19 protein-coding genes are annotated in these 21,739 nt (G+C 54.7%); 5 read left to right on the forward strand and 14 right to left on the reverse strand.

The features are described from left to right. Positions 1-48: 48 nt before the first annotated feature. The 3 genes from lolE to lolC are packed head-to-tail and all read right to left on the reverse strand — an operon-like array spanning position 49 to position 3,186. The gene (gene lolE / locus NQ842_RS15420; RefSeq protein WP_046888571.1) at positions 49-1,293 is read right to left on the reverse strand and encodes a lipoprotein-releasing ABC transporter permease subunit LolE; all 1,245 of its coding nucleotides are present in this window, start codon (positions 1,291-1,293) and stop codon (positions 49-51) included. After that, complete coding sequence (lolD, locus tag NQ842_RS15425; RefSeq protein ID WP_013097097.1) at positions 1,293-1,994, reverse strand: lipoprotein-releasing ABC transporter ATP-binding protein LolD; 702 nt, start codon at positions 1,992-1,994, stop codon at positions 1,293-1,295. The genes lolE and lolD overlap by 1 nt, the downstream gene beginning before the upstream one ends. Beyond that, complete coding sequence (gene lolC / locus NQ842_RS15430) at positions 1,987-3,186, reverse strand: lipoprotein-releasing ABC transporter permease subunit LolC (protein WP_046888572.1); 1,200 nt, start codon at positions 3,184-3,186, stop codon at positions 1,987-1,989. Before lolC ends, lolD begins: the two co-directional genes overlap by 8 nt. A gap of 256 nt (positions 3,187-3,442) precedes the next feature. Here lolC and NQ842_RS15435 point away from each other — a divergent pair, with 256 nt between their 5' ends. The 3 genes from NQ842_RS15435 (at position 3,443) to NQ842_RS15445 (ending at position 9,227) form a co-directional block, all read left to right on the forward strand. Then, positions 3,443-4,516, forward strand: a complete 1,074-nt coding sequence (locus NQ842_RS15435) for an acyltransferase family protein (RefSeq protein WP_046888573.1) — start codon at positions 3,443-3,445, stop codon at positions 4,514-4,516. Between the two features lie 148 nt (positions 4,517-4,664). Continuing rightward, positions 4,665-8,111: a transcription-repair coupling factor gene (gene mfd, locus NQ842_RS15440; RefSeq protein ID WP_194516375.1), complete on the forward strand. Its 3,447-nt coding sequence runs from the start codon at positions 4,665-4,667 to the stop codon at positions 8,109-8,111. A gap of 150 nt (positions 8,112-8,261) precedes the next feature. Beyond that, the gene (locus NQ842_RS15445) at positions 8,262-9,227 is read left to right on the forward strand and encodes a L,D-transpeptidase family protein (RefSeq protein WP_194516376.1); all 966 of its coding nucleotides are present in this window, start codon (positions 8,262-8,264) and stop codon (positions 9,225-9,227) included. 73 nt (positions 9,228-9,300) lie between these two features. Here NQ842_RS15445 and bhsA read toward each other — a convergent pair whose 3' ends face one another. Then, positions 9,301-9,558: a multiple stress resistance protein BhsA gene (gene bhsA / locus NQ842_RS15450; protein ID WP_013097102.1), complete on the reverse strand. Its 258-nt coding sequence runs from the start codon at positions 9,556-9,558 to the stop codon at positions 9,301-9,303. 245 nt (positions 9,559-9,803) lie between these two features. Here bhsA and NQ842_RS15455 point away from each other — a divergent pair, with 245 nt between their 5' ends. Beyond that, a complete protein-coding gene (locus NQ842_RS15455) occupies positions 9,804-10,445 on the forward strand; it encodes a TetR/AcrR family transcriptional regulator (RefSeq protein WP_014831462.1) in 642 nt (213 codons plus the stop codon). 56 nt (positions 10,446-10,501) lie between these two features. Here NQ842_RS15455 and NQ842_RS15460 read toward each other — a convergent pair whose 3' ends face one another. The 8 genes from NQ842_RS15460 to hinT all read right to left on the reverse strand — a co-directional run bounded on the left by NQ842_RS15460 (position 10,502) and on the right by hinT (position 16,589). Next, entirely contained in the window at positions 10,502-11,041 is a 540-nt protein-coding gene (locus tag NQ842_RS15460; protein ID WP_014831461.1) for a glycine zipper 2TM domain-containing protein, read from the reverse strand. Positions 11,042-11,234: 193 nt separating this feature from the next. Next, positions 11,235-12,539, reverse strand: a complete 1,305-nt coding sequence (locus NQ842_RS15465; protein WP_014831460.1) for an NAD(P)/FAD-dependent oxidoreductase — start codon at positions 12,537-12,539, stop codon at positions 11,235-11,237. Between the two features lie 237 nt (positions 12,540-12,776). After that, the gene (gene ycfP, locus NQ842_RS15470) at positions 12,777-13,319 is read right to left on the reverse strand and encodes an alpha/beta hydrolase YcfP (RefSeq protein ID WP_013097106.1); all 543 of its coding nucleotides are present in this window, start codon (positions 13,317-13,319) and stop codon (positions 12,777-12,779) included. Positions 13,320-13,353: 34 nt separating this feature from the next. After that, positions 13,354-14,379, reverse strand: coding sequence for a beta-N-acetylhexosaminidase (nagZ, locus tag NQ842_RS15475; protein ID WP_014831459.1), 1,026 nt, complete (start codon positions 14,377-14,379; stop codon positions 13,354-13,356). An 11-nt stretch (positions 14,380-14,390) separates the two neighbouring features. Then, positions 14,391-15,215 (reverse strand): thiamine kinase, encoded by an 825-nt coding sequence (gene thiK, locus NQ842_RS15480; RefSeq protein WP_047362206.1) that lies wholly within the window; start codon positions 15,213-15,215, stop codon positions 14,391-14,393. Then, positions 15,196-15,843, reverse strand: coding sequence for a penicillin-binding protein activator LpoB (lpoB, locus tag NQ842_RS15485; protein ID WP_014831457.1), 648 nt, complete (start codon positions 15,841-15,843; stop codon positions 15,196-15,198). The genes thiK and lpoB overlap by 20 nt, the downstream gene beginning before the upstream one ends. Before the next feature lie 10 nt (positions 15,844-15,853). Continuing rightward, a complete protein-coding gene (locus NQ842_RS15490; protein ID WP_014831456.1) occupies positions 15,854-16,228 on the reverse strand; it encodes a YcfL family protein in 375 nt (124 codons plus the stop codon). Between the two features lies 1 nt (position 16,229). Then, a complete protein-coding gene (gene hinT, locus NQ842_RS15495) occupies positions 16,230-16,589 on the reverse strand; it encodes a purine nucleoside phosphoramidase (protein ID WP_006809243.1) in 360 nt (119 codons plus the stop codon). 351 nt (positions 16,590-16,940) lie between these two features. On the opposite strand from hinT, the gene fhuE reads away from it, so the two are divergent. Beyond that, the gene (gene fhuE, locus NQ842_RS15500) at positions 16,941-19,130 is read left to right on the forward strand and encodes a ferric-rhodotorulic acid/ferric-coprogen receptor FhuE (protein WP_083021105.1); all 2,190 of its coding nucleotides are present in this window, start codon (positions 16,941-16,943) and stop codon (positions 19,128-19,130) included. Positions 19,131-19,213: 83 nt separating this feature from the next. Here the strand turns inward: fhuE and ptsG are convergent, their stop codons facing one another. Together ptsG and NQ842_RS15510 are read right to left on the reverse strand one after the other, a co-directional pair. Beyond that, entirely contained in the window at positions 19,214-20,647 is a 1,434-nt protein-coding gene (gene ptsG, locus NQ842_RS15505; protein WP_192544263.1) for a PTS glucose transporter subunit IIBC, read from the reverse strand. Positions 20,648-20,944: 297 nt separating this feature from the next. Beyond that, on the reverse strand, positions 20,945-21,739 hold the full coding sequence (locus NQ842_RS15510) for a metal-dependent hydrolase (protein ID WP_257256049.1): 795 nt from the start codon (positions 21,737-21,739) through the stop codon (positions 20,945-20,947).

Here is a 21,739-nt window from a genome sequence, read left to right on the forward strand (position 1 = left end):
ATTCCTCTTTTAACCTGGCGGCCCGTATGCCGCTAGATCATGACGTAATTACTGGCCACTTAATACCCTCGCCGGATCAATTCGGCTTGCGCGACGCGCCGGATACCAGCTTGCCAGCAGACTCAGTAAAAGTGCTGTAACCAGCACATAAATAACGTCCAGCCAGTGCAATTCAGACGGCAGGAAGTCAATAAAATAGATATCACCCGACAGGAACTGGTGGCCGATCAGCGTCTCAATCCCGTTGATGATTGGCGTGAGCTGTAACGACACCACGACGCCAATCACCACCCCGCACAGGCTACCGAACAGCCCCGCCAGCAGACCATACCAGACGAAGATGGCGCGAATAAGACCGTCCTTTGCCCCAAGGGTACGCAGAACCGCGATGTCGCCACTCTTGTCTTTGACCGCCATTACCAGCGTCGAGACGATATTAAAGCACGCCACGCCAATCACCAGCACCATTGCCAGATACATGATGGCGCGGATCATCTGGATATCACGATACATATACCCGTAAGTGCCGATCCAGCTTTTGATGTAGACATAGTTATTGGTCACGCTGCCCGCATCACGCACCAGTTTATTGGCGTTGAAGACGTCGTTGACCTTAATGGCGATGCCCGTCACGCTGTCGCCCATGTCCAGATACTGGCGCGCGTCTTCCAGCGGCACCATTGCGAAGCTGTGGTCAAGCTGTCCGCTCAGTTGCAGGATCCCGGTAACGTGCAGACGCACGCGCTTAGGCTGCTGTAATTTATGGTCAGCGCTGGCGTTCGGGATCATGATCGACACCCAGTCGCCCTGCTTCACTTTTAGCGCGTCGGCCACACCTTTGCCCATGATGATCTGTTGCTCACCGGCCTTAAAGTTCGCCCACGCGCCGTTCTGCACATATTTCGGCAGCGCGCTCAGGCGTTCTTCCTGGACAGGATTCACCCCTTTCACCTGGATGGCGCGCAGGTTAACACCGCTTTCCACCAGCCCTGTGAAGTTAATGTAAGGTGCAGCGGCGGCAATACCCGGCACGTTTTCCACTTTGCTGAGGGCATCACTCCAGTTGTTCCACGGCTGATTAACCGGTTCGATTTCGCCGTGCGGCACAACGGCCAGAATACGGTTATTCAACTCACGCTCAAAACCATTCATGGCGCTTAACCCTACGATCAACACCGCCACGCCGAGCGCAATACCGATGGTGGAGATCACCGAGATAAGGGAGACCATCCCGCCGCGACGGCGGCCGCGACTGAAACGTAGCCCGATGAGTAACGATAACGGTGAGGCCATTACTCCGCTCCCATCAGAGTCAGTTCAGCGTTCAGATGACCGTCACGCATCTCAAGCTGGCGCCCCATCCGTTTTGCCAGTTGCAAATCGTGGGTCACCACCAGAAACGCCGTCCCCTGTGAGGCATTCAGCTCACCCAGAAGCTGGAAAATACTGTCAGCATTGCGCGCATCCAGGTTGCCGGTTGGTTCATCCGCCAGCACCAGACGAGGGTTGTTCACCAGCGCACGGGCAATTGCCACACGCTGACGCTCGCCACCGGACAGCTCAGACGGACGGTGGTCACCGCGATGCCCCAGGCCTACGGCTTTCAGCATGTCGCTGGCGCGGGCATTAATTTCTGCCGGTTTCTTTTTACCAATCAGCAAAGGCATCGCCACGTTTTCCAGCGCCGTGAAATCCGGCAGCAGATGGTGGAACTGGTAGATAAAGCCCAGTTCACGGTTACGCAGCTCCGCTTTTGCCGCAGAAGACATTTTGCTCATCGGCTGGCCAGAGAAAATCACGTCGCCACTCGTCGGCGTATCCAGCCCGCCCAGCAGGTGTAATAAGGTACTTTTGCCGGAACCGGAGCTGCCGACAATCGCCATCATCTCGCCTTCGCCCACGCTGAAGCTCACATTGTGCAGCACATCGGTCTGTACAGAGCCTTCCTGATAGCGTTTGGACAGGTTGTCGCATTGCAACAGGATCTTATTCATAACGTAAAGCCTCAGCGGGTTGAGTGGCGGCAGCGCGCCAGGAAGGATAGAGCGTAGAAAGCAGCGCAATGGCCATCGCGGCCAGCGCAATACCGACCACCTGCAGCGGTTCGATAGCAACCGGCAGCGCCGCGCCATCAAGCAGCGCGCCGATGATCGGCATTAAGTTATTCAACTGACTGGCCAGCAGCGCCCCGAGAACCGCCCCGAGTAACGCGCCAATGATCCCGGCGCTGGCCCCCTGCACCATAAAGACGGCCATAATCTGGCGCGGCGTCAGCCCCTGGGTTTGCAGGATGGCAACTTCGCCCTGCTTTTCCATTACCATCAGACCAAGCGAGGTGATGATGTTAAATGCCGCGACCGCGACGATCAGGCTCAGCAGCAGGCCCATCATATTTTTTTCCATACGCACGGCCTGGAACAGTTCGCCTTTACGCTCGCGCCAGTCCTGCCATTTTGTGCCTTCCGGCAAGGTTTGCTGGCTGAGGGTATCGACCTTCAGCGGTGCGTCGAGCCACAGACGCCAGCCGGTAATGTTGCCCACCGGATAACGCATCAGTCGTGAAGCATCCTGGATATTCATGAGCATCTGGTAGCCGTCAACTTCGCTGTTGGCGGCAAACGTGCCAATCACAGTGAACAGACGCTGGCTGGGCAAACGTCCCATCGGCGTAAACTGGCTGGCAGACGGCACCATCACGCGCAGCTGGTCGCCACGGTTGACCCCAAGCTGCCCGGCAAGCTGCTCGCCGAGGATCACGTTGTATTTGCCCGCTTCCAGATCGCTTTGCTTCACGTTGACCAGATACGGCGTGAGCGGATCTTTTTGCGTCGGGTCAATACCCAGCATGACGCCCACCGCCACGCTGCGGGCGCTTTGCAGAACGACATCGCCCGTTGTCACCGGCGCAACGCGTGTGACACCCTGTAACTTCGCCGCACTTTCCGGCAGTTGTTGCGGGTTAACGGAGCCGTTGGTTGAAGAGAGAATGGCCTGCGGCATCAGCCCCAGGATGTTGTTTTGCAGCTCGCGCTCAAAGCCATTCATGACGGAAAGCACCGTCACCAGTGCCATCACGCCAAGCGTAATGCCAATAGTCGAAAGCCAGGAGACAAAACGACCGAAACGGTCCGCGGCGCGCCCACGCATGTAGCGTAAGCCTATGAAGAGTGCGACAGGTTGATACATGAAGTCCGTCTGTTTGCTGATAGCAGACCCACGAGTATATAAGCGAATCCGTTAAGCGTAAATGACTGAAACCGTAAGCTTTGGTAATCATTTTTCTGAAAAATTCAGATAAATCAGAATGCTACTCGTCGAATTATCGCGCCTCACCCTCCACCTTTTCCGAAAAACTACCTGATACAGACTGTTTCCCGTTACATCCCGGCTTCGTTTAACAACAATTGCTCGTTCGTTTATGGCAATAAGGTAGTTGCGAACAATGAAGCAAAAAGCATTATGGATTAACCAGATAAAGGGGCTGTGTATCTGCCTGGTGGTGATCTATCATTCGGTTATCACATTTTATCCCCATCTGACGGGGCTACAACATCCGCTGTCCGGTCTTCTCGCTAAATGCTGGGTCTATTTCAATCTTTATCTCGCGCCCTTCCGTATGCCGGTATTTTTCTTCATTTCCGGTTATCTGATCCGTCGATACATTGACGAGGTGAACTGGCGCACCAGTTTTGACAAACGGATCTGGAGCATTGTGTGGGTACTGGCGCTGTGGGGAGTACTGCAATGGCAGGCGCTGAGTCATCTGAACGCCTGGCTGGCCCCCGAACGTGAGCTTGCCACATCCTCGAACGCCGCGTATGCCGATTCACTTTCCGGGTTTGCGCTGGGGATGCTCACGGCCAGCACCAGCCTGTGGTATCTGTACGCTCTGGTGGTCTATTTCACGCTATGTAAACTGCTGAGCCGCTGGAAACTGCCCGTGCTGGGACTGCTGGCACTGGCCAGCATCGCGATTAATTTCCTGCCGCTGCCGTGGTGGGGAATGAACAGCGTGGTGCGCAACATGATCTACTACAGTCTTGGCGCGTGGTATGGCGCAGAGCTGATGGCCTGGATGAAGGGGCTGAACCTGCGTCGCACCTGGCTGGCGTTGGGTGCTTTTGCTGCCGTCTCCGTGGTACTGTGGTTTGCTAACGTTCCGCTGCTGCTTTCCCTGCTGTCGATCGTGCTGATCATGAAGCTTTTCTACAGCCTCGAGCTGCGTTATGCCGTTCACCCCAGCAACCTGCTTAACGTCATCGGCTCAAACACCATCGCTATCTACACCACGCACCGCATCCTGATAGAGGCCTTCAGCCTGTTCCTGATCGGTGAGATGAATGCTGCCTACTGGCCGGTATGGGCCGAGCTTGCCTTGATCCTGGTCTACCCGTTTGCCAGCCTGCTGATCTGCACCCTCGCCGGGCTTGGCGTACGCAAAATATCGACGGCACTGTTTGGCGATCTGTTCTTCTCTCCCCCTTCCGCGAGCACACTGTCTCCGGCAACCCGATAATACCGCCCTCGCCCCCGTCCGGGGGCGAATCTTCCCGCGTTGCAGTTCAGATTTGCTTATGCAAAACGATCGAGGATAATAAAGACATTGCGTATCAGTGATATGCCCCAATACTGTGGGTATATCCACAAGAGACTCTGACATAGCCATGCCTGAACACTATCGTTATTCCCTGCCTGTCAAAGCGGGCGACCAGCGCCAGCTGGGCGAACTCACTGGCGCGGCTTGCGCCACGCTGGTGGCAGAAATCGCTGAGCGACATCCTGGTCCGGTGGTGCTGGTCGCCCCGGATATGCAAAATGCACTGCGACTGCATGATGAAATTCGCCAGTTCACCGATAACCTGGTCTTCAGTCTGGCCGACTGGGAAACACTGCCGTATGACAGTTTCTCCCCGCATCAGGAGATCATCTCCTCGCGCCTGTCGACCCTCTATCAGTTACCGACCATGCAGCGTGGCGTGCTGATCGTTCCGGTCAACACCCTGATGCAGCGCGTCTGTCCTCACAGCTATTTGCACGGCCATGCGCTGGTCATGAAAAAAGGTCAGCGTCTGTCGCGTGACGATCTGCGCGCGCAGCTGGACAGCGCCGGATACCGTCATGTCGATCAGGTTATGGAGCACGGGGAATACGCCACGCGCGGTGCGTTGCTCGATCTGTACCCGATGGGCAGCGACCAGCCGTATCGACTGGACTTCTTCGACGATGAGATCGACAGCCTGCGCGTATTCGACGCCGACACGCAGCGCACGCTGGAAGAAGTGGAAGCCATCAATTTATTACCCGCCCATGAATTCCCGACGGACAAAACCGCTATCGAGCTGTTCCGTAGCCAGTGGCGCGACAAGTTCGACGTCAAGCGCGACGCTGAGCATATCTATCAGCAGGTCAGCAAAGGTACGCTTCCTGCCGGGATCGAATACTGGCAGCCGCTGTTCTTTAACGAGCCACTGCCCGCCCTGTTTAGCTACTTCCCGGCGAACACGTTGATTGTCAACACCGGTGATATCGACGCCAGCGCCAGCCGCTTTGAGAGCGAAACCCGCGCGCGCTTTGAAAACCGGGGCGTGGACCCGATGCGTCCGCTGCTGCCGCCTGAAGCCCTATGGCTGCGCACCGACGAGCTCAATGCAGAACTCAAGCGCTGGCCGCGCGTACAGCTGAAAACCGATACGCTTGCCGATAAAGCTGCCAATACCAATCTTGCATTCCAGAAGCTGCCAGATTTAGCCGTTCAGGCACAGCAGAAATCCCCGCTGGAGAGTCTCCGCAAGTTCCTCGACGCCTTTACCGGCCCGGTGATCTTCTCCGTTGAGAGTGAAGGCCGCCGTGAAGCGCTGGGCGAACTGCTGGGGCGGATTAAAGTTGCCCCGAAACGCATTTTGCGCCTGAGCGAAGCTACGGGGACGCGGCGTTACCTGATGATCGGTGCCGCCGAGCACGGGTTTATCGATACCCTCAATAACGTGGCATTAATCTGTGAAAGTGACCTGCTGGGTGAACGTGTTGCGCGTCGCCGTCAGGACAGCCGTCGCACCATTAACCCGGATACGCTGATCCGCAACCTGGCGGAACTCCATCCGGGCCAACCGATTGTGCACCTTGAACATGGCGTGGGCCGTTATCAGGGGATGACAACGCTGGAAGCCGGTGGCATCAAAGGTGAATACCTGATGCTGACCTACGCCAACGACGCCAAACTCTACGTGCCGGTCTCATCCCTGCATCTGATCAGCCGCTACGCCGGGGGTGCAGAAGAGAATGCACCATTGCATAAACTGGGCGGCGACGCCTGGGCACGCGCCCGGCAGAAAGCGGCGGAAAAAGTGCGTGATGTCGCAGCCGAGCTGCTGGATATCTATGCCCAGCGTGCGGCTAAAGAGGGCTTTGCCTTTAAGCATGATAAAGAGCAGTACCAGCTGTTCTGCGACAGCTTCCCGTTTGAAACCACGCCGGATCAGGCCCAGGCCATCAATGCCGTGTTAAGCGACATGTGTCAGCCGCTGGCGATGGACAGACTGGTCTGTGGCGATGTCGGCTTCGGGAAAACCGAAGTGGCCATGCGTGCCGCTTTCCTCGCCGTTGAGAACAACAAGCAGGTGGCGGTGCTGGTACCCACTACCCTGCTCGCGCAGCAGCACTTCGATAACTTCCGCGACCGCTTTGCCAACTGGCCGGTACGCATCGAGATGCTGTCTCGTTTTCGCAGTACCAAAGAGCAAACGCAGATCCTTGAGCAGGCCAGCGAGGGTAAGATCGATATCCTGATCGGCACCCACAAACTGCTGCAGAGTGACGTGAAATGGAAAGATCTGGGACTGCTGATTGTCGATGAAGAGCACCGTTTTGGCGTGCGGCATAAAGAGCGCATCAAAGCGATGCGTGCCGACGTTGATATCCTGACCCTGACCGCGACGCCAATTCCGCGAACCCTGAACATGGCGATGAGCGGCATGCGCGATCTCTCGATTATCGCCACGCCGCCGGCGCGTCGTCTGGCCGTGAAAACCTTTGTCCGCGAATACGATAATCTGGTGGTACGTGAGGCCATTCTGCGTGAGGTGCTGCGCGGCGGTCAGGTCTATTACCTCTATAACGATGTGGAAAATATCCAGAAAGCGGCAGACAGGCTGGCAGAGCTGGTGCCGGAGGCGCGTATCGCCATCGGTCACGGGCAAATGCGCGAGCGCGAGCTGGAACGGGTGATGAACGACTTCCACCACCAGCGTTTTAATGTGCTGGTGTGTACGACCATCATTGAGACCGGGATCGATATCCCGACGGCCAACACCATCATTATTGAACGCGCGGATCATTTCGGTCTGGCACAGCTTCATCAGCTGCGTGGCCGCGTCGGGCGTTCGCACCATCAGGCCTATGCCTGGCTGCTGACGCCGCACCCGAAAGCGATGACCACCGATGCGCAAAAACGCCTGGAAGCGATCGCCTCGCTGGAAGATCTGGGGGCAGGCTTTGCCCTCGCCACCCACGACCTGGAGATCCGCGGTGCGGGTGAACTGCTGGGTGAAGATCAGAGTGGCTCGATGGAAACCATCGGTTTCTCGCTCTACATGGAGCTGCTCGAGAACGCGGTTGATGCCCTGAAGGCCGGGCGTGAACCGTCACTGGAAGATCTCACCAGCCAGCAAACCGAGGTTGAGTTACGCATGCCGTCCCTGCTGCCGGATGATTTCATTCCGGATGTGAATACCCGCCTGTCGTTCTACAAGCGTATTGCCAGTGCGAAAAATGAAAACGAACTGGAAGAGATCAAAGTTGAGCTTATCGACCGCTTTGGTCTGCTGCCAGATGCCGCAAGAAACTTGCTGGATATCGCGCGACTGCGTCAGCAGGCGCAGAAGCTGGGCATCCGTAAGCTTGAAGGCAACGAAAAAGGCGGTGTGATTGAGTTTGCCGAGAAAAACCACGTTAACCCTACGTGGCTCATCGGTTTACTGCAAAAGCAGCCGCAGCATTTCCGCCTGGATGGGCCAACGCGTCTGAAATTTACGCAGGAGCTGACGGAGCGTAAAACCCGTATGGACTGGGTACGTAACTTTATGCGTCAGTTGGAAGAGAACGCGATCGCATAATCTGCTCTGCCTCCGGTTGCGCCATGCTACCGGGGGCAACAATTTACAAACTCTTTTCACTTCACCCGATCTTCCCGACAGACCCCTTCGCCATAATTATTATTAACCCGTTATAAAACAATAACCTTATCATTTGTATGGATTATAGTGATGATGACTTATTCGCGTTTTACTCGCTGGATAACCGTGTTTGCGCTGGCCGCAACGGTCGCGGTCGCACTTCCCGCTCGCGCAAACACCTGGCCACTCCCGCCGCCAGGCAGCAAGGTTGTCGGGGAAAACCGTTTTCATGTGGTTGAAAACAATGGTGGATCGCTTGAAGCGATTGCCAAAAAATATAACGTCGGCTTTCTGGCCTTACTGCAGGCCAACCCTGGCGTTGACCCTTATGTTCCGCGCGCTGGCAGCGTGTTGACTATCCCGCTGCAGACGATTCTGCCGGATGCGCCGCGCGAGGGGATCGTAATAAATCTTGCCGAACTGCGTCTTTACTATTACCCGCCGGGCAAAAATGAAGTGACCGTCTACCCTATTGGCATTGGTCAGTTAGGCGGCGACACGTTGACCCCAACGATGGTCACCACCGTATCGGATAAGCGCGCAAACCCGACCTGGACGCCAACGGCCAATATTCGTGCCCGCTATAAGGCTCAGGGGATCAATCTGCCCGCCGTCGTACCAGCCGGACCGGATAACCCAATGGGCCACCACGCCATCCGCCTCGCGGCCTATGGCGGCGTTTACCTGTTACATGGAACGAATGCGGATTTTGGTATCGGCATGCGGGTCAGCTCCGGTTGTATTCGTCTGCGTGATGACGATATCAAAACGCTGTACAAGCTGGTTACACCGGGCACCAAAGTGAACATCATTAATACACCAGTCAAGGTGTCTGAGGAGCCAGGCGGCGTGCGACTGGTTGAAATTCACCAGCCGTTATCGAAAAACATTGATGACGATCCGCAGACGCTGCCAATCAACCTGAATGCGGCGATGGTGAGTTTTAAAACCGATGCAAGGACGGATGGCATCGTGATGGAGCGCGCCATGGAGGCTCGGTCGGGAATGCCGACAGATGTCTCACGACACCACGATGTCGCCCAACAGGTGATGTAAAACCGAATGTAAAAAAGCCCTGCAGTTGCAGGGCTTTTTTATAGCAGTGGCATAAATGAGGGTTTAGCCAGGCTTATTTGTAGATAACAGCGGTACCGTGAAGGGTGTTAGGACCGGTTACAGAGGTAATGCGGAAAGATTTCGCACCCATCTCATCCGCTTTTTGCGCCAGTTGATCTTCCAGTGAACCCAGGTTAGTCCCGGCGCTGGCGGAGATGGTGCCTACTTTGTGCTGGTCAGCAGGCGTTGACTGGACTTCCACAGCAGCAAAGCTTGCGAAAGAGAGTGAGCTAAGTACAGCAGCGGCGATCAGGGTTTTTACGTTTTTCATGATTTTTACCTTTAGGCAGATGAATTTAGAGGTCGTTATCTATTTAGTTAACGATCGATAGGTAAATGATAGATGTGATCCAGCTCACACGTCAACATGTTTTTATAACGACCATTAAATTAATTTTATTTCCGTTATTTTTCATACCCATATGATTAATTTATTTTTCAGAAAACAGCACTGGTGGTGAAATGCGTTTATTTTTATAATGGTTATTCAACAAACCAACAGAGGACCAACGGCAAATGACAACCGATGTCACGAGTTGTGCGAAGAAAAGCCGTGGCCGACCGAAAGTGTTCGACAGGGATGCAGCGCTTGATAAGGCCATGACTCTCTTCTGGCAACATGGGTACGAAGCGACCTCGCTTTCCGATCTGGTAGAAGCCACCGGAGCCAAAGCGCCGACGCTGTATGCGGAATTCACGAATAAAGAGGGGCTGTTCAGGGCAGTGCTGGACAGATACATCTCGCGCTTTGCATCGCGATATGAAGCCCAGCTGTTTTGTGAAGAGAAAACGGTCGAGCAGGCATTGCGTGACTATTTCTCCGCTATCGCCACCTGCTTTACCAGCAAAGAGACACCCGCGGGCTGTTTTATGATTAACACCTCCGCGACGCTTGCGGCCTCCTCGAAAGAGATCGCCAACACGGTGAAATCACGTCATGCCATGCAGGAGGAGACGCTCAGCACCTTCCTGGCCCAGCGCCAGCAACGTGGTGAAATTCCGGCGCATTGCCGCCCTCAGGAATTAGCGCAATATCTGAGCTGTATTTTGCAGGGGATGTCGATAAGCGCCCGTGAAGGGGCAACGCTGGAAAAACTGCAACATATCACTGAGACCACCCTTCGACTGTGGCCCGAACTGCTTAAAATCCAGGGCTAAAAAAAAAGCTCCTCAGCCTGAGCGCTTGAGGAGCTAAGTTCAGAGAACATCTTTTTTTACGCTTTGTTATTCAGTACCAGCTGGCCATTTCCATCCAGCGGAATTTGGGTGCCAGGGTCTTTATCCATACGGATTTTGCCCTGCTGGTCACCAATTTTGTACGTCACGTCATAACCCAGCATTTTTTCCGACTTATCATAGACGGTTTTACAGCGCTGCTGAGTGGTGGTATACGTATCATTATCCTGCATGGCGCCCTGCACCTGGTTACCAGCGTAGCCGCCACCCAGTGCACCGACCACGGTCGCCACATCTTTACCACGCCCGCCACCAAACTGGTGACCTATCACCCCGCCTGCTACCGCACCCAGGACAGAACCGGCAATGCGGTTTTCATCCTGAACCGGACGACGGTGAGTGACAGAGACGTTACGGCATTCCTGACGAGGCGTTTTAACCGTTTCTTTAATGGGGGTTGCAGAAACCACCTGCGCATACTGTGGGCCACGATTCAGTACGTTGAGACTGGCAACGGCAGCCACACCTAACGCAGCAGCGACGCCAATCCCTATACCCGCCAACATTGATTTATTCACGGGACTTCCTCCTTTGTTGCTATTGGTAACAATTTTGCAATGCAGACCACGCTTCGCCAATAAGACAAAGGCTCAAAAAAGTGGCGAACAGGAGAGACACAGGATGTTTAGGAGAACTCTTAAGCGCTCAATCTGTGATGAGCAGCATGATATGCTAAAAAATCCCTCCGGAGGGCCCGGAGGGAGAGAAAAATCAGTGCAGCTTCAGACGCGGACGGATCACACGGTTGATTCGGCCCACCAGCATCATCAGCCCGGTTTTGAAGTAGCCGTGCAGCGCAATCTGGTGCATACGGTACAGGGAGATATAGACAAAACGTGCAATGCGCCCTTCTACCATCATTGAGCCGCGCATCAGGTTCCCCATCAGGCTGCCTACGGTGGAGAAGTTCGACAGTGAAACCAGAGAGCCGTGGTCTTTGTAGACATAGGCCTTCATTGGCTTGCCTTTACGCTGTGCCAGAATATTGTGTAACACCAGGCTTGCCATCTGATGCGCTGCCTGAGCGCGAGGAGGTACGAAACCGCCTTCAGGACGCGCGCATGACGCACAGTCACCAATCGCGAAAATATCCGGATCGCGCGTGGTTTGCAGCGTCGGCTCGGTCACCAGCTGGTTAATACGGTTAGTTTCCAGCCCACCAATGTCTTTCATGAAATCAGGCGCTTTGATACCCGCCGCCCAGACCATCAGATCCGCTTTGATGTACTCGCCATCTTTGGTGTGCAGGCCACCTTCATCTGCGCTGGTCACCATCGTCTGGGTGAGAACACGCACGCCCAGTTTGGTCAGTTCGTTATGTGCCGCACCGGAAATACGTGGAGGCAGCGCAGGCAGAATGCGCTCACCCGCTTCAACCAGCGTCACGTTCAGCGCTTCATTGGTTAACCCTTTGTAGCCGTAGCTGTGCAGCTGTTTTACCGCATTGTGCAGTTCAGCGGACAACTCAACACCCGTCGCGCCACCGCCAACAATGGCGATATTCACCTTGCCATTCGCACCCATGTTACTGGTGTACTTCAGGAACAGGTTGAGCATCTCCTGATGGAAACGACGCGCCTGATGCGGGTTGTCCAGGAAAATGCAGTGCTCTTTTACACCCGGGGTGTTGAAATCATTGGAAGTACTGCCCAACGCCATGACCAGCGTGTCATAGGCAAGCTTACGCTCCGGGACCAGCAACTCACCTTTGTCGTCACGCAGCTCTGCCAGAGTAATGGTTTTGCTCTCACGGTTGATATCCACCACGGAACCCAGCTGGAACTGGAAATGGTGATTACGCGCATGCGCGAGGTAACTCAGCGCGTCCACCCCCTCATCCAGGGAACCGGTCGCCACTTCGTGCAGCAACGGCTTCCACAGGTGGCTGTGGTTACGATCCACCAGCGTAATTTTGGCTTTTTTGCCGCGACCCAGCTTCTTACCCAACTGTGTCGCCAGCTCCAGCCCGCCAGCACCACCGCCTACAATCACTATCTTTTTCAATGGCGTAGTCAACGTGACCCCCTCAAATTATTAACCAATTGTTAATTAAAAGTTATAAAAATAACCCTTAATTAACAACAGGTTACAGCACTGAAACCATTCAGGTGCATTGAGAATACCACGTCAGGCGCATTGGTCATACCAAAATTGATGTGCATCAAGTTTTGATGGCTTAAAAGTAGACAATTCTGCAAAAAAAGAAAGCCCGGCACGCTTTCGCGGCCGGGCCAGGGAGGTCTTTGCTGTGTCTTAGCCCAGTGTTTTAAAGGCTTTGATACGCTGCAGATGCGGGGAGATGTTTTTAAACTTGTGGGTCTGTTCTTCATCCCAGACAATTTCATAGTAATGATGCAACAACTCAGCCGCACGGTGGCTGTTGAGCGCCTCATCATTACGTGAAAGGATCACCAGACAGCGATCGCGGTTCTTTTCACGGAAATTGCTGACGCACTTGGTGGCAATATCAACATACTCTTCAGGGCGGTCAATCTTGCCTTCCATGTTCTCGTTCGGGAACAGGTTAGGATTGAATACCACCTGGCGAATATCGCACAGGAACCCAATCCGCTCGGCCCAGTAGCCCCCCAACCCCACGCCGCAAATCAGCGGGCGATCGTCGATGTTGAGCTGCAGCATCTTGTCCACTTCTTTGAGCAGATGCTGCATGTCATGTTTCGGATGGCGCGTGCTGTAGCTGATCAGCCGTACATCCGGATCGATAAACTGCAGTTGCAGTACCTTCTCATGATTACCAGGACTGTTTGAGTCAAAACCGTGTAAATAGATGATCATTGTCTTCTCACCACGCTACGCCTTCCGGGAGGATTTACAGGCTGGCTTTGTGTGCCTGCCAGCGCTCATTCAGTGCTTCAAGCCGGGCGTTAACCGCTTTCCAGCGTGCCGAATCCATCAGCTCCTGACGGCTAAATGAACCTTTATGATACAAATGTGTAACACGCTCTGCATTGATCGGCGACAGGTTATCCAGCACGCTGACTGCGCCTTTACGATTATTGCAGACGAGGATCATATCGCAACCTGCGTCGAGCGACGCCTGCCCACGCTCTGCGTAGCTCCCCATGATCGCCGCCCCTTCCATCGACAAATCGTCAGAGAAGATCACGCCGTTGAAACCGAGCTCCTGCCGCAGGACGGTTTTCAGCCAGTGTGGAGAGCCGCTCGCCGGGCGCGGATCGACGTCACTGTAAATCACATGTGCAGGCATAATGGCATCCAGCTTGTTATCGCTAATCAGCGAGCGGAACACCGACATATCTTTGGCGCGGATTTCCGCCTCCGGACGTGGATCACGTGGGGTCTCTTTGTGCGAATCCGCCGTTACAGCACCATGCCCCGGGAAGTGTTTACCGGTGGTTTTCATTCCCGCATCGTGCATGCCGTCGATAAAGCGGGTTGCCATCTCCAGTGCAATACGGGGATCGCTATGGTACGAGCGCTCGCCAATTGCGGCGCTGATATGTCCCACATCCAGCACCGGAGCAAAACTGATGTCGATGTCCATGGCAATCATCTCGCTGGCCATCAGCCAGCCCGCCTCCTGCGCGAGTTTTCCGCCCTCTTCTGTACCGAGCAATGCCGCGAAAGACTGCGCCGCCGGCAGGCGTGTGAAGCCTTCACGGAAACGCTGCACGCGCCCGCCTTCCTGATCGACGGCCACGACCAGATGATTACGCGACGCCGCGCGGATCTGGCGTACCAGCTCTCGCAGCTGCGCCGGATCGTGATAGTTGCGGGTAAACAGGATCAGCCCCCCCACCAGCGGGTGCGCCAGAATTTCACGCTCCTCCGCATCCAGTTCAAACCCTTCTACATCCAACATGACTGGACCCACAGCAACCTCTCTTATCCTTTAATGTGTAACTGACGCCAGGCATCATTTGCCAGCGCAATAAATTGTTTGTCTCCGGACTGCTGAAAACGCATTTCAAACCAGCCCGCCATCAGCATGTCAACCCAGGGCCGCCAACGTCTGACCTGACGCGCCAGTGTTCCCGCGTCCAGGTGCGCTATCCGGGCGTAATCGCTGATAAGCCTTTGGCGCGCAGCATCATCTTCCACCCAGACTGACGCCAGCTCCAGTGCCACATCCCCATCTCCGGCGTACTCCCAGTCGATAAGCCTGATGCCGGCCGACGTATGCACGATATTGCCGGCATGGACATCCATATGTAATGGCGAGAGCCGAAGCGGCTGAGGCTCTCCCGCAGTACGTAACCGTTTAAGCTGCGCAAGCCAGTATGGGGTGCGTCTGTCCGGTGAGGCTCGCTGCCAGTACTGTTCCAGCAATGGGAGCAGTATAATGCGCCACCCCAGACACGGCTGATGGTGCAGATGACAGAGCATCGCAGCAAGCGTTGCGCTTTCGGGCAGCGTATGGCGGATCTCCCCCGCCAGATACTCTACCGCCATCCAGCCCTGCCTGAAAAAGCGCGGCGCGGGCACGAGATCCGCCGGTAGACGCTTCAGGGCACGAAACTGACGGCGAAAATGGGAAACAGGGGCTAAGGGATCGTGATGATGACGCAACACCAGACGCTGCTCGCCCTGCTCCAGAATGCAACTCGCGCCGCCAAGCCCGGAGTGGGCCTGCGGCGCGATAAGACGATACTGCGGAAAATATCGCGTGAGGATCGCTTCACGCGTGCAATCAGAGTTGCGTAACCGCACCTTTACCTGACCAGATAATCTCGCCTGTCTGAACCAGCATCAGCTGCATCTGCAGGGCTGGCGTATTCACGTTACCGGTGGCATTAGAGTACAGCACATACTGCGCACCAACGTTACGGGCAATCCCCATCGCCTTACTGCGCGTACCAAGGCTGTCCTGCGGTGACAGGCCAAGCTGCTGTTTGGCTACCGCCAGCTGCTGCGCCGAAACCAGCGTAAATTTGCCGTTGTTGGCCAGGGCATTGCGCAGGGTTTCAGTCGCTTCTCCGGCGTTTAACGAACCGTTAGTCCGGTTGTTCACGCTATCCACCAGCAGTACGCTACCCGCGGTCACGCCCTGAGCCTGCAGCATTTTACCGACCATCGGCTGCATCGCACCGTTCCAGTCATAATGACGCACGCGCGGCGCAGGCTGTGAGGTCTGATCCTGATGTTCAATCGGACCCGGTTGCGACGGAAGCGTCGGTACAGACGGCACGGTTGGCTGTGGTTGCGTTGGCTGTGTCGGCTGCTCCGTACCCGGTTTCGCCTCTTCCACAGGTGCTGGCTGTTCGGTTCGCGTCACACAGCCTGCGAGGAACAGTGCAAAAGCTGTCACGAGCGCATAACGGCTCATATTTTTAATCAAGGTTCACCTCTTACAGATAAAGATAAAGTCTCACCTTATGCGCACCCAGATAGTTGGCGCTCCCATAGAGCGTTACCGACGATCTGGCCGGAATGGTCACGCTGCGCGGCGCTTCCAGCGGGTGCATTTCAAGACCTCGTACGTCATACCAGAAAAAACGGTAGTGAACCGTCACCGGTTCGTGTCTTTCGTTAAAGAGCGCAGAGGAAGCAGAAGATTTGATTTCACTGATGGTCAACGTGGGTTGTTCTGCCGTGATGCCCGCTGCCAGTACCGAGGACTCCATCACCAGCGTTTGTTCCTCGCTGACGGGAATGGCCGGACGCGCGCTGCACCCCACCATCACCATTGTCATTACCAGCGCTGCAATACGCCCTTTCAACATGTTAAAGACCTTTATGTGCCAGCATCGGCCCCAGAGGACGTCCACCCAGCAGATGCATATGAATATGATAAACTTCCTGCCCACCGTGGCGATTACAGTTCATGATAAGACGGTAACCGTCCTCAGCAATCCCTTCCTGCTCGGCGATTTTCGCGGCCACCGTCAGCATACGGCCTAACGCCACTTCGTGCTCGGTTTTTACGTCATTGACGGTAGGAATCAGAATATTTGGAATGATAAGGATATGTGTCGGAGCCTGAGGGGAAATATCCCTGAAAGCCGTCACCAGCTCATCCTGATAGACGATATCCGAAGGGATTTCGCGGCGGATAATTTTACTGAAAATGGTTTCTTCAGCCATGACCTGTTCCTTTGTTGTTTAATCTGGCGTGGTGCGTCCGCTATTAACATACTCTCTGCATGAGTATGTGGCACAACTGAAGAGTATGAGCGAGTTTCTCCTGTCCTTTCAACCTTCTCCCCGGATTTCTTTCCTGAAAGCGCTTCAGCTGAGTGAAGAGTGACCGCTGGAATGTGTTAACCACCTGAAACATTATTTCATTTCCTTTTGACACATCTGTTTACAGCGTTAATCACAATGCGTATATTTCGCATTTGCATTTTCATGCGCATTTTCAACATAGAAAACGACGTCAGCCCGTTCTCGCGGGACTGTCGCACACACCTTTCACCATTCAGTAAGGGTTTGATGATGTCTTTCATTTATCACACCAGGGATGGGCAACGTCAGCCAGTCGCAACACCTTCGTTGCTGGCTGCCTGTATTGCTATGGCATTGATGCCAGCCGTCAGTTTCGCCGCCTCTGCAACCGAAGATACCGTCGTTGTTGAGGGCGGTTTTGATAACACGCAGGACACGTCAGGGAGTCAGGATCAAGACTACAGCGTTAAGACCACCACGACGGGGACGAAACTGTTACTGGTTCCCCGGGATATCCCCCAGTCCGTCAGCGTCATCAGCCAGCAGCGTATGGCAGATCAGAACCTGCAATCGATCGGCCAGGTGTTAACCAACACGACCGGCGTTACGGCACAGGTGCAGGACAGCGACCGGACGGTGTTCTACTCTCGCGGCTTCTTCGTCAGTAACTATGCCTACGATGACCTGCCAACCTCCATCAGCGAAGTATGGAACTTTGGTGATACGGCCGCCGATACCGCCATTTACGATCGTATTGAAGTGGTGCGCGGTGCAACCGGCCTGATGTCCGGCACGGGGAACCCCTCCGCCTATGTGAACATGGTTCGTAAGCATGCAGACAGCAATGAATTTAAAGGCAATGTCTCAGCCAGTTACGGTAGCTGGGACAAACAACGCTATGTGCTGGATCTGCAGTCTCCGCTGGTAGAGTCCGGTAAAGTGCGTGGTCGTCTTATCACGGGTTATCAGGACAACGACAGTTTTGTTGATAACTACCACTACCGCAAAAAGTTCCTCTACGGCGTGGTGGATGCGGACGTGACGGACAACACGAGCCTGTCGGTGGGCTATGAATATCAGGAAAGCAACACCGATAACCCAACCTGGGGCGGCCTGCCAACCTGGTACAGTGACGGCAGCAAAACCCATTACAGCCGCAGCCAGACTGTGGCACCTGACTGGGCGTACTCTGATAAAGATAACACCCGCATTTTCGCCAACCTCACCCAACGCTTCGACAACGGCTGGGAAGCCCACATCAACGGTATGCATGCGGACACCCGCTTCGACAGCAAACTGATGTATATGTCCGGCTACCCGGATAAAGAGACCGGTGCAGGCATGGTCGGGTACGGCGGCTGGAACCGGGGTGAACGTAAGCAGGACGCGGTGGATGCCTTCCTGCGCGGTGATTTCGATCTTTTCGGTCGTCAGCATGAGATGATGTTTGGCGGCAGCTTCAGTCGTCAGCGTAACCACTATGACAACACCATGCCGGACGCGCTGTACGGTATGGTTGACGTGGGTAACTTCAAAAACTGGAACGGGAATATCGCCGATCCGCAGTGGACCCCATGGAAGCTCTACAGTCAGGACGATATCCGCCAGTCTTCGGCCTATACTTCCGCCCGCTTCTCACTGGCCGATCCGCTGCACCTGATCCTCGGTGCGCGTTATACCCATTACAACATTCGCTATAACCCGGCAGGCTCACCGGACACCCGCCTGGAAAGCAGTAAGGATGATGTGACGCCGTATGCGGGCCTTGTCTACGATATCAATGAAGACTGGTCAACCTACGTCAGCTATACCTCCATCTTCCAGCCTCAGGACAAACGTGACGCCAGCGGTCGCTATCTCGACCCGACAACGGGCAAAAGCTATGAAGCCGGCGTGAAAGCGGACTGGTTCAATACCCGCCTGACCACCTCGATAGCCCTCTTCCGTATTGAGCAGGATAACGTGGCGAATAATACCTATACCTACATGCCAAGCGGCGAGTCGATCTATGAATCTCTGGACGGCGTGGTCAGTAAAGGGATTGAGTTCGAGCTGAACGGTGCCCTGACCGATAACTGGCAGCTGACCTTCGGCGCGACCCGCTACATTGCCGAAGACAAGCGCGGTAACACGGTAAGCTCCGATCAGCCTCGCACCACAATGAAGCTGTTTACCCGTTATCAACTGCCCATGCTGCCTGCACTGGCGGTAGGCGGCGGGGTGAACTGGCAGAATAAAGTCTGGAACGCGGTGGATGGCGGCCCGGCAGGTCAATCACGGGCAGAACAAGGCAGCTACGCGCTGGTTAACCTGTTTAGCCGGTATCAGGTCACCAACGATTTTGCTGTCCAGGCTAACGTCAACAACCTGTTCGACAAAGAGTACTACGACTACGTCGGCTCTTATGTGGTCTATGGCGCGCCGCTGAACGTCTCGGTGAGCGCGAGCTACGACTTCTGAGTGTTCAGCCGCTACCCAGCATAACAAACGGCAGTAATAAAAAAGGCAGCCATTAGGCTGCCTTAGTCTCCCCAGGTCACAGCTTAGCTGTTGCGGATGTATTCATCCATTTCGGTTTTCAGGTTATCGGATTTGGTCCCGAAGATTGCCTGAACACCAGAACCTGCAACAACCACACCCGCTGCGCCCAGTTTTTTCAGACCCGGCTGGTCTACTTTCGCGACGTCGGCAACGCTCACACGCAGACGAGTGATACATGCGTCCAGGTTAGTGATGTTTTCTTTACCGCCGAACGCTGCAACCAGTGCCGGAGCCATTTCGCTGGTCGCGCCTGCTTTGCTGTCTTCAGTCGCATCTTCACGACCTGGTGTTTTCAGGTCCAGTGCTTTGATCAGCACGCGGAAGATGGTGTAGTAGACAACGGCATAGCACGCACCCACGATTGGGAACAGCCACAGTTTGCTGCTGTTACCGGACAGAACGATGAAGTCGATCAGACCGTGTGAGAAGGACGTACCGTCACGCATACCCAGCAGGATACAGATTGGGAACGCCAGGCCAGCCAGAATCGCGTGGATAACGTACAGGATCGGCGCAACGAACATGAAGGAGAACTCGATTGGCTCGGTGATACCGGTCAGGAACGAGGTCAACGCTGCGGAGATCATGATACCGCCCACTTTTGCACGGTTCTCTGGTTTAGCAGAGTGCCAGATAGCAATTGCCGCAGCTGGCAGACCGTACATTTTGAACAGGAAGCCACCAGACAGTTTACCTGCTGTTGGGTCACCCGCCATGTAACGAGGGATATCACCGTGGAACACCTGGCCCGCTGCGTTGGTGAATTCACCAATCTGCATCTGGAATGGAACGTTCCAGATGTGATGCAGACCAAATGGCACCAGGCAACGCTCGACGAAGCCGTAGATACCGAACGCGACAACCGGGTTCTGGTAAGCAGCCCACTGAGAGAAGGTCTGGATAGCGGAACCGATTGGTGGCCAGATGAAGGACAGGATCACACCCGTGAAAATCGCTGCCAGACCAGAGATAATCGGAACGAAACGCTTGCCCGCGAAGAAGCCCAGATACTCAGGCAGCTTAATGCGATAGAAGCGGTTAAACATATACGCTGCAATCGCACCGGAGATGATACCGCCCAGAACACCGGTATCCGCCAGGTGTTTCGCTGCGATCTCTTCAGCAGGTAAATGCAGAACCAGCGGTGCAACCACAGCCATGGTTTTCACCATGATGCCGTAGGCAACCACTGCAGCCAGCGCAGAAACGCCGTCGTTATTGGTGAAGCCCAGAGCAACACCGATAGCGAAGATCAGCGGCATGTTAGCAAAGACGGAACCGCCTGCTTCGGCCATCACGTGGGACACTACGGCTGGCAGCCAGCTGAAGTTTGCAGAACCGACACCCAGCAGGATACCTGCGATAGGCAGTACGGATACTGGCAGCATCAGCGATTTACCGACCTTTTGCAGGTTAGCAAATGCATTCTTAAACATAATTGAGAGTGCTCCTGAGTATTTGTGCTTTTTTTACGCTTTCACGCATTGGCCCGGGGGGAGTACCGTGCCGTGGACAGGACATCTAAGCGCCCTTTATTTATTACACAGAGTAAAATAATTCCCTCTGACTTTGTTTGACGGCTATCACGTTTCAGCTTAAGACGGTCGAAAAACTTTCAGTTATTTACAAAAAGCATTTCTGGATGTGTCAAAAAACACCATCACCGCCCCAAATGAGGCGGTGAACTTTACTCGTTTTAACTATTAATTACGAGCCTAAAAAAAACAGGTGTATCAGACAGATTGCAGGCGGGCGGGGTCAATATGGAACAGGGTAGAGAAGTTTTCCGTCGTGACACGGGCCAGTTCTTCGATACTGACGCCCTTCAGAACGGCCATGTATTCAGCCACGTCTCTGGTCATCGCTGGCTGGTTTTCTTTACCACGATGCGGTACCGGTGCCAGATAAGGAGAATCTGTTTCCACCAGAACACGATCGAGCGGCACATAACGCGCGGCATCCCGAAGCTGCTCAGCGTTACGGAACGTCACGATCCCGGAAAACGAGATATAAAACCCTAAATCAAGCAGTTTTCCCGCCGTTTCTCTGTCTTCTGTGAAACAGTGTAGTACGCCACCGCAATCCGTCACGTTTTCTTCCCTGAGGATCGCCAGCGTATCGGCACGCGCGTCACGGGTATGAACGATAACCGGTTTGTTGAGTTCACGCCCGATGCGAATGTGATGACGGAACGACTCCTGCTGCAACGCCTTTGTTTCAGGCGTGTAGTAATAATCGAGCCCGGTTTCCCCCATGGCGACCACGCCCTCTTCCGCCGCCAGGCGGCGCAACTCCTCAACGTCGTACGCCTCGTCCTGATTAAGCGGATGCACGCCACAGGAGAAAACAACGTCAGGGCGGACGCCTACCAGTTCACGCATGGTGCGATAGCCCGGCAGCGTGGTGGCCACGGCAAGGCAAAATTTCACATCGCGGGCGGCGGCTTTTGCCAGCACGTCGTCCACGTCTTTATGCAGGGATTGATAATCCAGGCCATCGAGATGGCAGTGTGAGTCGACTAAAAACAT

Origin of the sequence: Enterobacter cloacae complex sp. R_G8 (assembly GCF_024599795.1) — a bacterium.
In the GTDB taxonomy this organism is placed as follows: Bacteria; Pseudomonadota; Gammaproteobacteria; order Enterobacterales; family Enterobacteriaceae; genus Enterobacter; species Enterobacter dissolvens.

What these genes read in the sequence shown, in the direction of transcription:
- NQ842_RS15490 (WP_014831456.1), bottom strand. Translation starts at nt 16,228, where the DNA reads ATGTTGAAAGGGCGTATTGCAGCGCTGGTAATGACAATGGTGATGGTG.
- ptsG (WP_192544263.1), bottom strand. Translation starts at nt 20,647, where the DNA reads ATGTTTAAGAATGCATTTGCTAACCTGCAAAAGGTCGGTAAATCGCTG.
- NQ842_RS15445 (WP_194516376.1), top strand. Translation starts at nt 8,262, where the DNA reads ATGATGACTTATTCGCGTTTTACTCGCTGGATAACCGTGTTTGCGCTG.
- fhuE (WP_083021105.1), top strand. Translation starts at nt 16,941, where the DNA reads ATGTCTTTCATTTATCACACCAGGGATGGGCAACGTCAGCCAGTCGCA.
- NQ842_RS15435 (WP_046888573.1), top strand. Translation starts at nt 3,443, where the DNA reads ATGAAGCAAAAAGCATTATGGATTAACCAGATAAAGGGGCTGTGTATC.
- lolC (WP_046888572.1), bottom strand. Translation starts at nt 3,186, where the DNA reads ATGTATCAACCTGTCGCACTCTTCATAGGCTTACGCTACATGCGTGGG.
- mfd (WP_194516375.1), top strand. Translation starts at nt 4,665, where the DNA reads ATGCCTGAACACTATCGTTATTCCCTGCCTGTCAAAGCGGGCGACCAG.
- ycfP (WP_013097106.1), bottom strand. Translation starts at nt 13,319, where the DNA reads ATGATCATCTATTTACACGGTTTTGACTCAAACAGTCCTGGTAATCAT.
- lolE (WP_046888571.1), bottom strand. Translation starts at nt 1,293, where the DNA reads ATGGCCTCACCGTTATCGTTACTCATCGGGCTACGTTTCAGTCGCGGC.
- bhsA (WP_013097102.1), bottom strand. Translation starts at nt 9,558, where the DNA reads ATGAAAAACGTAAAAACCCTGATCGCCGCTGCTGTACTTAGCTCACTC.
- hinT (WP_006809243.1), bottom strand. Translation starts at nt 16,589, where the DNA reads ATGGCTGAAGAAACCATTTTCAGTAAAATTATCCGCCGCGAAATCCCT.
- NQ842_RS15510 (WP_257256049.1), bottom strand. Translation starts at nt 21,739, where the DNA reads ATGTTTTTAGTCGACTCACACTGCCATCTCGATGGCCTGGATTATCAA.
- NQ842_RS15455 (WP_014831462.1), top strand. Translation starts at nt 9,804, where the DNA reads ATGACAACCGATGTCACGAGTTGTGCGAAGAAAAGCCGTGGCCGACCG.
- lolD (WP_013097097.1), bottom strand. Translation starts at nt 1,994, where the DNA reads ATGAATAAGATCCTGTTGCAATGCGACAACCTGTCCAAACGCTATCAG.